The following is a 14240-nucleotide window of genomic DNA, read 5'->3' on the forward strand; positions in this document are numbered from 1 at the left end:
GATCCTTTTGAATGGCGGCAGCCACATCTCTCGAGATGTCGTCACAACCGCTGGATTGAGCCAGAGTCTGGGAAAAATCGGCACTGAGGGCCAGCCCAAAAAGGCAAACAGCAGATCGAAGAGCGTTAAAAACTCTCATAAGAGAAGGAAAACTGAGATTATTTACAACTGGAGCGGGTAGTGGGAATCGAACCCACATGGCCAGCTTGGAAGGCTGGAACTTTACCACTAAGCTATACCCGCGATTGAAGTTATAATAACCGACTGTCTCTTAGGCCTGCAAGATATTTTTTAGAATTAACACAAAAAGTTTTAAAATTTAGAATTGCTAACAGATCAACAAAACCAAATTTTTAAACATCCTGCCATTCCTTCCGAGGCGACAAATAGCAGGACTGGATGATCTGGCAAGACTGATTTATCAAGTTGTAACCGATCCCGAGAAATCGCGTAGAAGAGTTGTGCCCGACTGATCTGAATTTTTCGATTTGTTAACAAATGTTAAAATTATTTGCAAATTTTGTTGACGATGGTTTTAAACTTTAGTTCAACGAGGGTGTCAGAACGTGCGCGCCGGAGACCGTGAATCCAGCCGCCAAACCTACCACCACAATTTGGCAGAAAAGTTGCTTTGAAAAAATGAGGAGAAAGTCAGTCATCCTTATGCTATACTGCCGACCCCCTGTTTTTGAGCAGGGCGTCAAGAAAAGCAAAACTGCACCGTATTTAAATCTGTAATGTCTAACATGGAACTCGACGGAGGTATCAAGATCTACCTGAGGGAGATCGGCAAGACCGACTTGCTGACTCCTGAGCAGGAGGTCGAACTCGCCGAGCGCATCAAGCGCGGCGACCCAGAAGCGCGCTCGCACATGATCCGCGCCAACCTCCGACTGGTCGTCAAGATCGCCCAGGACTACGCCAATTATGGCCTGCCGCTTTTGGATCTCATCTCGGAAGGCAACATCGGCCTGATGAAGGCGGTGGAACGCTTTGACCCCAACAAGGGGGGCAAACTTTCCACTTACGCCGCTTGGTGGATCAAACAGTCCATCAAACGCGCCCTGGCCAACCAGTCCAAGACCATCCGCCTGCCCGTCCACATGGTGGACAAGATCAGCAAGATGCGCCGCGTGGCCATGGCGATGTCTGAGGAACTCGGTCGCGAGCCAACGGACGACGAACTGTCTGAAGAAATCGGCATTGATCGCGCAAAGCTCAGCCAGCTTAAAGTCGCCTCCATGCGTCCGGCTTCCCTGGATGCGCCCATCAGCGATGATGACAGCACTGAGTTCGGTGAAATCGTCGGCGATGAAAATGCGCAGACGCCTTTCGATCTCCTCAGCCACAAAAACATGCATGGCCAGCTCGATGGCCTGCTGACGGTCCTGGATGAGCGTGAGCGCAAGATTATTGATGCACGTTTTGGCCTTGCCGGTCAAAAACCACGCACGCTTGAAGAAGTGGGTCAGGAATTTGGCGTGACGCGTGAGCGTATCCGCCAGCTTCAGAACATTGCGCTGCGCAAGCTGCGCCGTGCGCTGCAGAAGAAAGAAGACCCCATCCCAAAAGCGCTGCGCAATGCGGGAGCCAAAAAGAAAAAGAAGGCTGCCGCCGAAGACAAGATGCTGGGCTGAGGCTTGGTGTACCAAGACACATTCTAACAAAAAAGGCAGGTCATCGCGACCTGCCTTTTTTATTTCTGATTAGGCCGGAGAATGATTGATCACCGTTTCTTGGAAGCCGGCTTGCTCTCCACCTTGGGCAGCAGAACCAGTTTCTGCTTTTCCCAGCCGCGTGGTTTGGCGATGCCTAGGCTGGTCCATTCCATGCCACTTCCCACCCATTCTTCCCGCCATTCATCGTAGCTGATTTCGTCATCGTCATCACTGACACCGAACTGGTAACCGCAGGCCGGGCAGATTTCATAGCTCGGCCCCCCGGAGGCACTGCGCGGGGATTCTTTGAGTTTGGCAAAACCACAGACGGGGCAGGAGTGTTGGGGATCTTTCATCGGGTATATTAAAAGGGCAGGTTGGAGGCTTTGACCTCACGACCAGGCTGGCGCTGCCAGTAGGAGGGGTTGCCAGGGCGGAAAAAGGTCTTGGTCATGCCCTGTCTATTATAGGCGGCAAAGGCCCGCGTCTGCGGATCGAACACCCGCAGGGTGCCATCGGCATCATCCCACTTCATGGGCAGTTCGCCGCGCTTGCCCCGTTGCAGCAGCAGCCAAGCCTGGGCCGCATATTCATCAGGACTGCGGCTTTGGAAATCAGGCCCATGGCGGACAAAATGGTCCTGCAGGGTATCCATGCGGCCCCAAGTTTCGCGGGTGGGTGGCGCACGTGACTGAACCGTTGTGGCAGGAGCCTTGGAGGCTGGCTTGTCCTCTGGACTGAGGATGCCAAAAACTTTGTCGAGGATGGATTTGCGAGCCGGAGCTGAAGCCGCGGGCGGTGCCGTGGCGGTTTCACTGCCAGGCACCTCAAAACGACCTGCATGCAACTGCTGGCGGGCGCTGCCCAGTGTGTATTGGTAGGTCGCACCTGCCTTCAGTCCCGTGAGGGTCACTTCGTGCAGGGCGGTGACCGGGCCTTCTGCTTTTTGATCCGCCTTGCCCGTGGCCAAGCCATAACTGACACGCGTGCCGCAAGCGACATCGGTCTTCCAAGTCAACGTCGCCGTCGTAGCCTGGATTCGCACCTGCGGCGGCCCCAGCAGTTCCACAGCCTGGGCCAGGGAACTGAGGCAAAGCATCACAACCAACCCGAACAGATGTCTCATGCCCGCAGTAAGGCAGACAAGCCAGCGGATGGCAAGGACAGGCATGTGTCATGCCCTTTCGGCGGGACGGTATTTTTTCATGGATTCGCTCGGCACCCATCCTTTATTCCCCTGACCTTGATGTCTTATCCCACCGCCCATGCACCTAGCTACTGGCAGAAAACCTGTCAGCGGGTTCTGGACGGCTTCTATCCCCGGGTCTGCCGGCATTGTGAAGTGAGGCTGCCCGATGAAGCGCCGCGCCAGGGAGTGTCCGCCTGGTTTTGTGATCCCTGCCAGGACGAACTGACCGCCATTGAGGCCCCCTACTGTAGCGTTTGTGGAGAAGCTTTTTCTGGAGCCATGACCCAGGCTTTCCGCTGCTCCAACTGCTCAGGCCGCCGCCTTGCCTATGACTTCGCGGTCGCGGGTTACAAGATCACCAGCCCATTGCGAGAGGTGATTCACCGCTACAAATACGGAAGGGACCTGTCACTGCGTGCCGCTGTAGCGGACCTGATGCTTCCGGCGCTGAATGACCCACGCCTAGCTGCCGAAGACCTCACTCAATGGTTGCTGGTGCCCGTGCCCCTGCACATCACCCGTAGAATCTGGCGCGGTTTTAACCAAAGCTGGGAACTCTGCCGCCAGATTTCACGAAGCACGGGCATCCCAGCAGCGCAGCCCCTGACGCGGCAGGTGCGCACGGAGTCCCAGGCGCACCTGCAGCGGCGCAAGCGCTTGGCCAATCTCAAAGGGGCCTTCGCTCTATCACGCCCTTTCCCTTGGCTGCCGCGACAGGATCTCCAGGGGCGAAACATCCTGCTGGTGGATGACGTGCTGACCACGGGTGCCACGGCCCATGAATGTGCAAAAGTCCTGAAGCTGGAGGCCAGGGTTGAAAAAGTGGTGGTGATTACCGCAGCTCGTGGTTAGTATCAGCCCCACGTCCGGTAACCATCGGGCTTCTTGTTCAGGTTGTGGGGTGTTCTCACAGCCGCTCCTGCGGTAGCCATCCGGGGATGAATGAGTTGCCTGCTAGTGAAAGACGGGACGACACATCACATCATGGGATTTTTCAAAAAGCGCACTGTCAACGAACTGGGTGAAAAGAAACAGGACATGCCTGAAGGGTTGTGGACCAAATGTCCATCCTGCGGGGAAAGCCTCTTTGAGCAGACCCTGGCGAGGAACCTTCGCGTCTGCACGAACTGTGGCTACCACTTCACCATCAGCAGCGGCGAGCGTATCGCCAGCCTAGTGGACGAAGACACCTTCGTCGAAATGGATCTTCAGCTCGACTCGGTGGATGCCCTTGGCTTCAAAGGGTATGTGGACAAGGTGAAGGCCTACCAAAACAAAACTGGCCTGAAGGAGGCTGTCGTCACTGGCCGCGCCAACATTGAGGGCGTGCCCGTACTGCTGGCCATCATGGACTTCCGCTTCCTCGGTGCCAGCATGGGCAGTGTGGTGGGTGAAAAGATCACCCGCGCCATTGAGGCCGCCACGGCAGAAGGCAAGGCCGTCATCGTCTTTTCAGCCTCAGGGGGTGCCCGCATGCACGAGGGCATTCTCAGCCTGATGCAGATGGCCAAAACCAGCGGTGCGCTGGCCCGCCATGCCGAGGCACGCCTGCCTTATTTCTCCGTGCTGACTCATCCGACCACAGGTGGCGTCACGGCCAGCTTTGCCACTCTGGGAGACGTCATCATCGCTGAACCCAAATGCATGATCGGCTTTGCCGGTCCACGCGTGGTGAAGGAAACCACGCATGCAGATCTGCCACCTGGATTCCAGACGGCTGAGTTCATGAAGCAGCATGGCCTGGTGGACATGATCGTGGAACGCAAAGACATGCGTTCGACCATCTCCAACCTACTCAAGTACGTCAGCAGCGCGAAGGCGGTCTGATTCCCCCCTCCGCGCTACAGGTCTTCAGACGAACTCAGACGCCGCGAAAGCGGTCGCCGCGCTCTTCATTACGCTCAGGTTGGCGGCCCTGCTGCCGGGAGTGCTCTTCACGATGCCCACGTGGTGCTTCGCCCCGCGGGCCGTCATTACCTCGCCGGGGGCTTTCATGACGCGATTTTTCCTCTCGATGCCCTTCTGGGTCGTGACTCCGGCCTGATGGGCGGTGTTCTCCCCGCTCGCCACGATGATGGGCTGTCGGAGGCCCAAAACGAGATTGCCCATCACGCGACGATTCCGGCCTGCCATGCGGTTCTGGCCCACGCTGTGGGGACATGTGCTTGGCAGGAGGTCCTTCGTTGCGCTCCTGATGGTGATCCATGTGACGGGGAGGGTGTGGCCTATCGCTGCCACGTGGGGGGCCGCGAAACTCCAGGCGTTGCTCCAAGTGCGCTTCTCCCGGATGGCGGGAACGTGAAGGGACCGGGCCTCTCTGGTGGTTACCCCGGTGCCTCATGCGAGACTCGCGACCCCGCCCTTCGTGGCCACGAGTATGGCTTTGACTGCGGCCTCTTTCTAAACTGCGCGGATTCATCCGTCCGTCCTCTTTTCTGGAGGAAGGCGGATGCGAGTCACGATCTTTTTCAGGGCCTCTGGAATCGGCATGGGGCTGAGGGGCTTCGTCACGCCGGGGTTCCGGCTGGGAACGTTCACGGCTGGATTCGCGATCTGGGGTCTCGCGTGGACCGCCACGCTCGGACGTCTGGCGGCGGGTCTCATCCCCGGCCGGGCCTCCGCGTTCGGGTCCCCGCGCAGGCGGTGCTTCCGCGGCAGGGCCAGGCGGTGCATCCGGAGGTTTTACCTCCGAAGCGGGTTTTTCAGGGGCAGCTTCCTGGGCAGGCAGGCAGGCCACACTGGCGGCTAGGCCCAGAAGGGCCAGCGCGAAGGTTCGGTAGGTCGGTTTCATGTCCATGTGTTGGGTTGCGGCTGAAGGATCAGCTTATTGGCCTAACGACACCGGCCCGCTCTTTTGTGTGCCCACCTAGCCCCCTGGCGAATCGGCTTGAATAAAACCTGTGAAGAAACAGTTTAAAGACGGCTTCCGTTAACCTCCCCATGACTCTGATGAAACGCCCCCTGCTCGTCATCGCCCTCCTGGGGCTCATCACCCCCGTTCACGCCGAAGTGGAAGTGGATGTGGAGGCCTTTGGTCTAAGCCTGGGTGGCTGGCTGGCCCGCAAAGGCAAGGCGGCCGAGTATGAAATCTCCGAAGCCGGCTACCGCACCTACCAGCCAGAAGTCTCCCCTTCCCCGGATGGCGGCATCTTTGTTTCCGTCCGCATTGACCACCGCCGCGGGTTCTTCGCCTCCGATGACCATGCCAGCCTGGAACTGAGCTTTTCACCGGATGGTGATCTCGTTTCCGCCCAGAGCAGCCTCGCCCTGCAGGGACGCACCATCAGCAGTGAACTCATCAAAGGCGGGGCCTCGGCCTCCACCTCCGTAGCCGCCCCACAGATCGAGCGGGCGGTCAAAGTGGGGACCGATCTCGTGGCTGACCTGTCCTCCAAGCTGCTGCGAGAGAAGATCGTGGAGCCAGGACGGGTATCCTTCCCGGCGGCCATTCGTCACAATTACAACCTGCTGTACAAAGCCGTCAAAACGAAGACCGCACCCACGCTGGCCACAACTCCTCCTGCCAGCACCACCCCAGCCCCGACGGCGGGCGCAACAGCACCGGCAACCTCGCCTGCGGCTGCCTCTGGCACAGCTACGGCACCCACGGTGCCTCCAGCCACAACCACCACCGCGCCAACAGTCCCCACCGCCCCAGCCACAAATCCGGCACCTGCTCCAAAGCCCGCCGCGCCTCCGACGCCCAACCCGCCGCCCGCAGCTTCACCTTCCACGGCCCAGGCTCCAACCACCCCACCGCCTGCCCCTTCGGCGACTGGATCTGCCAGCAGTCCTCAGACCACGGCTACGAAGAAAACCATTCCGCTGCCTGAGATCAAACCTTACAACCCCAGCGGCGCACCGGCCACGCCCTTGCCGACCAAACCAGCGAAGGAAAAGTCACTGATCATGGAGCATGGCGGGGAAGTGCTGAAACTGGCCCGTGACGTGGTAAAATCCACCGCCGCCCAGTAAGCCTTACTCAGGTAGATCCTGATCCTTCGTCTCCGGCAGGAAGGCGAGGAAGACCAGTCCCAACAAGAACAGCCCGCCCAGGCAGGTGATGGCCAGCCGCAGGTCAAAGGCGGACTTCATGAAGGCTGACAGCCAGATGAGAACCGGAGCCGCGAGAATGCGACCCGTATTGAAACAAAACCCGGCACCCGTAGCCCGCAGGTGCGTGGGGAAAAGCTCCGGGAAATACACCGCATAACCCGCATGGATGCCCTGGGCAAAAAAGCCGAACACTGGCAGCAGACACAGAAGCAGCCCATAGCTCATGAAATGCGAGGGGACCCAGCAGACCACTGGTGTCATCATCAGCGCCATCAGGTGCATAACGGTGAAGGTGCGCCGCCGCCCCCACCGCGCGCTCAAGGGGCCGAAGGCCAGCATGCCTAGCCCAGCGCCGGCAGTCTGAATGAACCCAAAGGCGATTTTGGATTTGCTGGCCCAGTCGGGATCGTCCAGGCGTTTGAGCAAGTCCGCCGCCAGGTCCTGCCCCGCAACGACCACACCCCAGAAGGTCGCCAGCCCGACCATAGCCAACCCTGCCCCCAGCAAGGCGCGAAGACGCCAAAGCGGATCGCCTAACAGTTCGGTAAAACTGCCCATGCGGTCTGCCTTTTCTCGTTTGGCCTGCTTCCAAGACTCGGGTTCTTTGATGCTGATGCGCACCCACAGCACCAGCAGCGCCGGGATGACTCCCAGAAGGTAGGCATAGCGCCACTGTGTGCCCACCAGCAGGCTGGCACCGGCAGCCATCCAGAGCCCCATCACACTGGTCGCATGAAAGATGCCGCTGGCACGCTCACGCGCTTGTTTGGGAAAGACCTCCGCCACCAAGGCGGCACCGACCGCCCATTCCCCGCCGACCCCCATGGCCACCAGGAAACGCAAGGCACCGACATGCCAAATTTCCGTCGCAAAATACGTTAGGCCAGAGAAGAGCGAGTAACAGAGGATGGTCAGTGCCATCACGGGGTTGCGCCCCCATTTGTCCGCCAATGAACTGAAGATCCAACCGCCCAGGGTGCCTCCAATGAGAAAGATGCCCAGGAAACGTTCGCCCCAAAGTTTCACCAATGGATCATCCCCCTTCACCTGGAGGAGATCCGGCAGCATATCGGCCCGCGTGATGTTGTAGAGCTGCCCCTCGAAGGCATCAAACACCCAGCCTAGCGAAGCCACGATGAGCACCAGCCATTGGTAGCGTGTGACACCAGTGTACCATTTGGAAGAAGCAGTCATGGCTGGAAGGAAAAGATGCTTCGGCAAATGGTCATTTCTTGCGAGGCTAAAATTTCAGCCATTCTCCCACGGGCAGGGGCTTACCCTGACGGATGGATTCTTCTGCGACCAAGCACAATCCGGCGGACCAAAGCCCATCCAGCCCACTGGCGGCAGGTGGCTTGCCTGTTCGGACCATTGCCACACATTGGGCGATTTCCTCGCGCAATTCGAAGACCTCTCCACTGTGCGTTTCGATCTTCACGTTTTCCAGATTCTCTCCATCAAAGACCTTGAGGAAGTAGCTGGGCTCCAAGGTGCGATCCAGCGCCCCGCTCCAGCCGGCCCAGAGGGCACCTTTCGTGCCGCTGACCTTCACGGTCTGGTGATGCTCAAAGGCTGCCAAGGTCTGCGAGACTACCGCGTAGCTGCCATTCGGGTATTTGAACATGGCACTGAAGTTATCAAATAGGTCTGGCCGCTGCGGATCGCGTGAGTTGCCATAGGCATAAAGCTCCACGGGGTCTCCACTGCCTTCAAGGTACCAACGGGCGAGGTCAAAAAAATGAATGGGCTCTTCCAGCACCCAACTGCCGACGCGGCCTTGATCATACCGCCAGCCGTCGGCCCCCAGGCGGTAGGGTTTGCGCGACAGCTCTACCAGCACGTATTGCGGGTCTCCGATGGTTCCGCGCTGGATGATTTTTTTGATCTGTCCCCACTGGGAGGAAAGCCGCAGTTCATGTCCGACGGCGAGATGTACTCCATGTTCTACAGCGGCCACCACAATGGCCTTGCAGTCATCTAGCGTGATGGCCATCGGCTTTTCCAGCAGCACGTGTTTGCCACGGGCCATGGCAGCCAGGGCAATTTCGCGGTGCGTGTGGCTGGGGGTGGCGATGTCCAAAATCTCAAAGTCTGCCAGTGAAATCATTTCCGCCGCCTCGGCAAAAATCTGCGCCTGAGGATAAAGCTGGCGAGCCTCTGCCCGCGAAGCCGCAGAGGGCGCGGTGATGGCCACGAGCTGCGCCTCCGGATTTCCGGCGATGGACTGGGCATGGAGCTTTCCCCAAGCACCAAAACCAGCGAGGGCAAAACGAACAGGAGGTGGCATAGGAAAGGAAGAAAAAATGGAAGGAGGGTCAGATCCTTGGGGCAGTGGTCAACGGTGTGACAGGATCTGAAACGAGCCTGCCCTGCACTTCATTCAGACGGCAGGTAGGCAGGTAAGGAAGAACGTGACGGGCAAAGAGATCGCACTCCTCCAGGTGTGGGTAACCGCTGAGGATAAAGGAGCGCATGCCCATATCCAGGTAGCGGTTCAGTTTCGCCAAAACTTGGTCGGGGGTCCCGACAATCGCGCTGCCACAGCCGCTGCGGGCCAAGCCGATACCAGACCACACGTGGTCCTCGATGAAGAGATCCTTGCTCTGGGCACGCAGCTCATCCTGGCGCAGAACGCCGGCACTCTGGCTGTCCATGGAGCGGTTGCGGATTTCCTGGCCTTTGTCCGGGTCCAGTTTTGAAATGAGCCTTTTGGCTGCAGCGATGGCTTCTGCCTCTGTCTCGCGGACGATGACATGAATGCGCAGGCCGAAATCAATCTTGCGACCGTAGGTGGCGGCCTTGGCGGCCATGCCTTGCATGGTTTCCTGCAACTGAGCTTCGGTTTCCGGCCACATCAGAAAAACATCACAGTGCTTGGCACATAGGTCCTGCGCCAGCGGTGAGATGCCGCCAAAGTAGAGCAGCGGGCCGCCATTCTGCTGGTAAGGCCTTGCGGGATCGCAGGTGGGCAGGGAGAACTGGTAATGCTCCCCTTTCCATTCCAGAGGGCCTTCGGTGATCCACAGTGCCTTCAGGATCTGGATGACCTCACTGCTGCGCGCATAGCGCACCTCATTGCTTTCCTTCATTCCCGGCATGTCTGAGGAGATGATGTTCAGGCACAGGCGACCTTTAGAAAGATGATCCACCGTGGCGATGGCCCGTGCCAGCATTGGCGGCCACACTTCGCCCATCCGCAGCGCCACGAGCTGGTTGATCTGCTGTGTCTGCGGCGCAGTGGCTGCCGCAAAACTGAGAGCGTCCTGCCCGACAATCCAACCCGAGGGAAGCAGGATATTCTGAAAGCCATGCTGGTCAGCCTGCTGAACGATCTTAAGGCAATGATCAAAGCTGCTGCGCAACTGTCCGTCAGGCACCCCCAGGTATTCATAGTCATCGCCGCAGAGGGCGGAGAACCAGGCAATTTCTGCCTGGCGTTGGGGAGTGCGAACAGATGCCGAGAAAGACATTAAAGGGGGGGGGATTTGGGGGGACCGCACGTCAAATCCTTTGCAAGGACGAGATCTTAAATAGCCTCATTTTGTGCAGTATCGAATTATGTATAATCCTGTTTAATCTTCGCAAGATTAATTTCGCATTTCTGAGAAGAAATGCAGTAAGTTGCTTTCATTCCATGCGCACCAAGCCTGCTGACCAGTCAGTTTTACTCGCCTCCATCCTCCTGCAGTTGCGGGGGCAACATGCGTCTTCGCGTAGCAGCCTGTCAAAAGTCACCAATCTTTCCCCTTCCACGGTGGGCATCTATGTGGATCACCTCATTGCCCTGGGTTACGTGAATGAATCGGGTCTGGAGCAGGGCCCCATGGGCAGGCCGAAAAGAAAGCTCAGCCTGCTTCCGGACGCAGGCTGGTTTGCTGGTGTGGAATTCAATGCGGAACGTGTGCAGGCAGTGCGTGTGGACTTCGCTGGCAACCGTGTTGCATCCCTGGTTAGGTCATTGCCAGCAAAAACCAACACCCAGACCGTGCTACGCGAGATCCGCAGCGTCGTTGTCGGGCTGGGAAAACTCGCCCCTGGGCCCCTGCTGGGCATGGGTGTGGGTGCTCCGGGCTTGGTGAATCCCGAGTCCGGCGTGGCCATGCAGTATGCTTTCATCCCCGATTGGAAAAACGTGCCCCTGGTGCAGGAACTGAGCGAGGATTTCCCGGTCACCGTCACGCTGGAAAACAACCTCCGCGCCATCGCCCTGGCCGAACGCTGGTTTGGCGGCGGGCGTGAACTGGATGACTATGTGATCCTGGGGCCTCGCAGCGGCTTTGGCATTGCCATTGTCAAGAACGGCCAGCTCGTACGCGGGGGCCACCATGCCGCTGGCGAGATCGGTCGCTGGCCTTGGCCGCTGACCGGGGGTGGCGGCGAAATCCATGACGAAATGACGGCACCAGCCGTCTGGCGCAGGCTGACGGCTGGTAGGCAGGACACGCTGCCCATGGATCTGCGCAGCGCCCTGAAAGGTCTCTCAGGAGAAACCGGGAAACACTGGGATCTCGTCATCGCCGACTACGCCCGAGTAATCGGCCTGCTCCACCTGCTCATTGATGCCAAGACTTACTTTCTCCACGGGCCGCTCACCGCTCTCGGCCAGCGTTTTTGCCAGGAAATCTCCCAACAGGCCGCCCAGATGGTCCCGGCTCTCAAGGACATGCCTCCGGTCATCCTGCCTTCGGATCTCGGGGATGAAGCAGGTGCGCTAGGTGCCGCCAGCCTGGCCATGGAAGCCTGGATTCCTGAAATGAGCGGGGTCCAAGCCCTCTAGTCCTGCTGGACCATGCCCGGCCACATTCCGCAGATCGCCATGCTGGTGGATACCTCCCGTACTTACGGGCAGGACATCGTGGCAGGCGTGCGGCGATACGTGGCAGAGCATGGCCCGTGGTCGCTCTATCTGGAGCCGCGGGACCTTCTTTCCAGCTACCCTGCCTGGCTGGAGGAATGGCCTGGCGATGGCATCCTCGCCCGCACCGGCGATGCGGCCATGCTCCAGCGACTGAAGGCCACTGGACTACCCGTCATCGAATTGCGCGACTCCTCACCGGACCAGCCCTTTCCCTTTGTCGGCATGGACAACAGTGAGATCGGGGTCCGGGTGGCCGTCCACCTGCGCAGCCGGGGTTTTCAAAGGTTCGCCGCCTACCTGGATCCCACCTTGGATTTCTTCCGCGAGCGCATCCAGCGATTTTCGGAAACCGTCAAAAGCGAGGGATTCGCCTGCCCGGTTTTTGAGGCCTTTTCACCCAGCCAGCGTCCGCGCTGGGATGAGCATCAGCAGGCTCTGGCGGACTGGCTTACCTCTTTGGAAAAGCCGGTGGGAGTGTTCGCCAGCAATGACCAGCTCGGCTTCTGGCTGCTGGATGCCGCCCGCCGTGCGGGCATCTCCGTCCCCGAAGAAGTGGCCGTGGTGGGGGCTGAAAATGACAAGTTGCTGTGTGAGACCGCGTGGCCTCCGCTCTCCAGCGTGCAACTGCGGGGACAGGCCGTGGGTTATGCCGCCTCACAAATGCTGGACGCCTGGATTCACACCGGTACCCGCCCGCCTGCACGCACCCTGCTCCCCGCCGGGGATTTCATTGTGCGCCAGTCCTCAGACATCGTGGCCGTGGAGGATCCCCGCCTCGCACGTGCGCTTACTTACATCCGCCAGCACGCCACGGAGAACATTGGGGTCAATGACGTTGCACGGGCCTCATCCCTTTCCCGCAGCGCACTTGAAAGGCAGATGAAAAAGCAGATCGGCAGATCGCCTGGCGAAGAGATCAACCGCATCCGTTTTGGCCTCGTGGAGCGCCTGCTCACGCAGACGGACCTGACGCTGGACGCCATCGCTGAACGTGCTGGATTCACCCACCCGCAGTACATGGCCGAAGCCTTCCGCAAACGTCAAGGAGAGACACCAGGGCAATATCGTCAGCGCCGTAAAATCTGAACCTTTGTTTGGCAAGAAAACAGGCAGCCAAGCCCTGAGTCCTCAGGGCTGGAACTGTACCGTCGTGCTAACCATCGCCCCTCGCTCATCGGTGAGCGTAATGAACCAAGTATTAGCCTCCGCAGGCGGTTTGGGGGCCGTTACTGTACCCGCAGAGATCGTTGCATCCACGCTTTTCCAGGTGCGCTTGGCCCGCACACCCATGTCGGTCGTGTAGTGCAGCTTGGCCTCCTTCAAAGCTGCGCCGCCCGTGTAACTGAGAGTGACCTTGTCTCCCTCGACGACTGGCACGCCCGGGACCGGCAGGGGCTGGCCAGCGCGGCATTTCGAATCAATGAACAGGCCGATTTCCTGCGGGGCCCACCCCGGGGGATGGCCATGCGCCATGTTTACCTGAATGCGCATCTGCTTCTCCCCAGGCACCACGTTGAAACTCTTCATGTAGCTGTCCAGGGGGTAGTGAATGTCATTGGTTCCATTCACAAACAGGATGGGCACCCGGCAGCGGGGCAGCAGGCTGGAAGGATCATACTCCCGCACCCAGTCTGCCCGGCGATCCCCCAACTGATCGATGGAAGCTTTTTGAACAGATTCACCTTCATGGAGAAAGCCGCAGCCATACACAGGCACGGCGGCTTTGAAGCGATCATCCAGGGAAGCGACCAGGCAGGTGGTATAACCGCCCCAACTGATGCCTGTCACTGCCGTATTTTCAGCCTGGACTTCAGGAAACGAGCGTAACAAGGAGTGTGCCCGAATCACGCTGGCGGCCGCATGAAAGGGCCAGTCATCCGAAGTGACGCCTCCGATGCTGTCGAACTTTTCTCCCGCCCCATGATGCGGCCCCCCATTGGACAGGCGCTTGCGTTCTTTGGCCTCAGACTGGTGACCCTTGGGAACTCCCGTCTTGGGGTCATACACTGGATCTGGAGGGCGAGATCCCGCCAGATCCATGGCGATGGCGGCATAACCTCTCTTAGCCCAAAGGTAAGCCCATTCGGCAAAGGCCGTGCCGCCGCCGCCGTGGATCAAAACGACGCCGGGGAATTTCGTGCCAGGCTTTGCCTCTCCAAGCGTGATGGGTGAAGCATAAAAGGCGAAGACCTCCGTGGGATTGTTCAGGAAAGGTTCGCCCGTGTACAACAGCGAATGAACGGGCGCCGATTGGTTCACCCATTTCATGGCGGGGGCCTTTTTGATTTCGTCGAGATTCCACGGCCCTACCTGCTCAGCCGAGGCAAGGGTGGTGCATGCGAGAAGAAAAGCGGTCAGTAACTTCATGATCAGGACTCATCATAACGCCGTGATGAAAGCGAGTTTCCACAGAATCCCGCATTTATAACTCGGCTGTGATGAATCTTCGTTACCGCCGATGGAGGTTGGGCGTTCAGCC

13 protein-coding genes and 1 tRNA gene are annotated in these 14240 nt (G+C 58.9%); 6 read left to right on the top strand and 8 right to left on the bottom strand.

What is annotated here, in order from left to right; genetic code table 11:
• Window positions 1-169 precede the first annotated feature (169 nt).
• Window positions 170-243, bottom strand: a tRNA-Gly gene (locus ABEB25_RS18480).
• Between the two features lie 494 nt (window positions 244-737).
• On the opposite strand from ABEB25_RS18480, the gene ABEB25_RS18485 reads away from it, so the two are divergent.
• The gene (locus tag ABEB25_RS18485; protein WP_184204544.1) at window positions 738-1637 is read left to right on the top strand and encodes a sigma-70 family RNA polymerase sigma factor; all 900 of its coding nucleotides are present in this window, start codon (window positions 738-740) and stop codon (window positions 1635-1637) included.
• A gap of 89 nt (window positions 1638-1726) precedes the next feature.
• On the opposite strand, the gene ABEB25_RS18490 is transcribed toward ABEB25_RS18485, so the two are convergent.
• Both ABEB25_RS18490 and ABEB25_RS18495 read right to left on the bottom strand, forming a co-directional pair.
• A complete protein-coding gene (locus tag ABEB25_RS18490) occupies window positions 1727-2014 on the bottom strand; it encodes a hypothetical protein (RefSeq protein WP_345737914.1) in 288 nt (95 codons plus the stop codon).
• 8 nt (window positions 2015-2022) lie between these two features.
• On the bottom strand, window positions 2023-2829 hold the full coding sequence (locus ABEB25_RS18495; protein ID WP_345737915.1) for a fibronectin type III domain-containing protein: 807 nt from the start codon (window positions 2827-2829) through the stop codon (window positions 2023-2025).
• A gap of 75 nt (window positions 2830-2904) precedes the next feature.
• On the opposite strand from ABEB25_RS18495, the gene ABEB25_RS18500 reads away from it, so the two are divergent.
• A complete protein-coding gene (locus ABEB25_RS18500; protein WP_345737916.1) occupies window positions 2905-3699 on the top strand; it encodes a ComFC family protein in 795 nt (264 codons plus the stop codon).
• Between the two features lie 90 nt (window positions 3700-3789).
• Complete coding sequence (gene accD, locus ABEB25_RS18505) at window positions 3790-4674, top strand: acetyl-CoA carboxylase, carboxyltransferase subunit beta (RefSeq protein ID WP_345737917.1); 885 nt, start codon at window positions 3790-3792, stop codon at window positions 4672-4674.
• Window positions 4675-4698: 24 nt separating this feature from the next.
• Here accD and ABEB25_RS18510 read toward each other — a convergent pair whose 3' ends face one another.
• On the bottom strand, window positions 4699-4995 hold the full coding sequence (locus ABEB25_RS18510; protein WP_345737918.1) for a hypothetical protein: 297 nt from the start codon (window positions 4993-4995) through the stop codon (window positions 4699-4701).
• Window positions 4996-5796: 801 nt separating this feature from the next.
• Here ABEB25_RS18510 and ABEB25_RS18515 point away from each other — a divergent pair.
• On the top strand, window positions 5797-6822 hold the full coding sequence (locus ABEB25_RS18515) for a hypothetical protein (RefSeq protein ID WP_345737919.1): 1026 nt from the start codon (window positions 5797-5799) through the stop codon (window positions 6820-6822).
• Between the two features lie 3 nt (window positions 6823-6825).
• Here the strand turns inward: ABEB25_RS18515 and ABEB25_RS18520 are convergent, their stop codons facing one another.
• The 3 genes from ABEB25_RS18520 to ABEB25_RS18530 are packed head-to-tail and all read right to left on the bottom strand — an operon-like array spanning window position 6826 to window position 10373.
• Window positions 6826-8097 (bottom strand): MFS transporter, encoded by a 1272-nt coding sequence (locus tag ABEB25_RS18520; RefSeq protein WP_345737920.1) that lies wholly within the window; start codon window positions 8095-8097, stop codon window positions 6826-6828.
• Between the two features lie 46 nt (window positions 8098-8143).
• Window positions 8144-9190, bottom strand: coding sequence for a Gfo/Idh/MocA family protein (locus ABEB25_RS18525; RefSeq protein WP_345737921.1), 1047 nt, complete (start codon window positions 9188-9190; stop codon window positions 8144-8146).
• Between the two features lie 28 nt (window positions 9191-9218).
• The gene (locus tag ABEB25_RS18530; protein ID WP_345737922.1) at window positions 9219-10373 is read right to left on the bottom strand and encodes an LLM class flavin-dependent oxidoreductase; all 1155 of its coding nucleotides are present in this window, start codon (window positions 10371-10373) and stop codon (window positions 9219-9221) included.
• A 164-nt stretch (window positions 10374-10537) separates the two neighbouring features.
• Here ABEB25_RS18530 and ABEB25_RS18535 point away from each other — a divergent pair, with 164 nt between their 5' ends.
• A complete protein-coding gene (locus tag ABEB25_RS18535) occupies window positions 10538-11680 on the top strand; it encodes an ROK family protein (RefSeq protein WP_345737923.1) in 1143 nt (380 codons plus the stop codon).
• A gap of 12 nt (window positions 11681-11692) precedes the next feature.
• Window positions 11693-12847: an AraC family transcriptional regulator gene (locus tag ABEB25_RS18540; protein ID WP_345737924.1), complete on the top strand. Its 1155-nt coding sequence runs from the start codon at window positions 11693-11695 to the stop codon at window positions 12845-12847.
• A gap of 42 nt (window positions 12848-12889) precedes the next feature.
• Here ABEB25_RS18540 and ABEB25_RS18545 read toward each other — a convergent pair whose 3' ends face one another.
• Window positions 12890-14128 (bottom strand): alpha/beta hydrolase family protein, encoded by a 1239-nt coding sequence (locus ABEB25_RS18545; protein WP_345737925.1) that lies wholly within the window; start codon window positions 14126-14128, stop codon window positions 12890-12892.
• Window positions 14129-14240 lie beyond the last annotated feature (112 nt).

The sequence above is a fragment of the Prosthecobacter algae genome, from assembly GCF_039542385.1.
Taxonomy (GTDB): Bacteria; Verrucomicrobiota; Verrucomicrobiia; order Verrucomicrobiales; family Verrucomicrobiaceae; genus Prosthecobacter; species Prosthecobacter algae.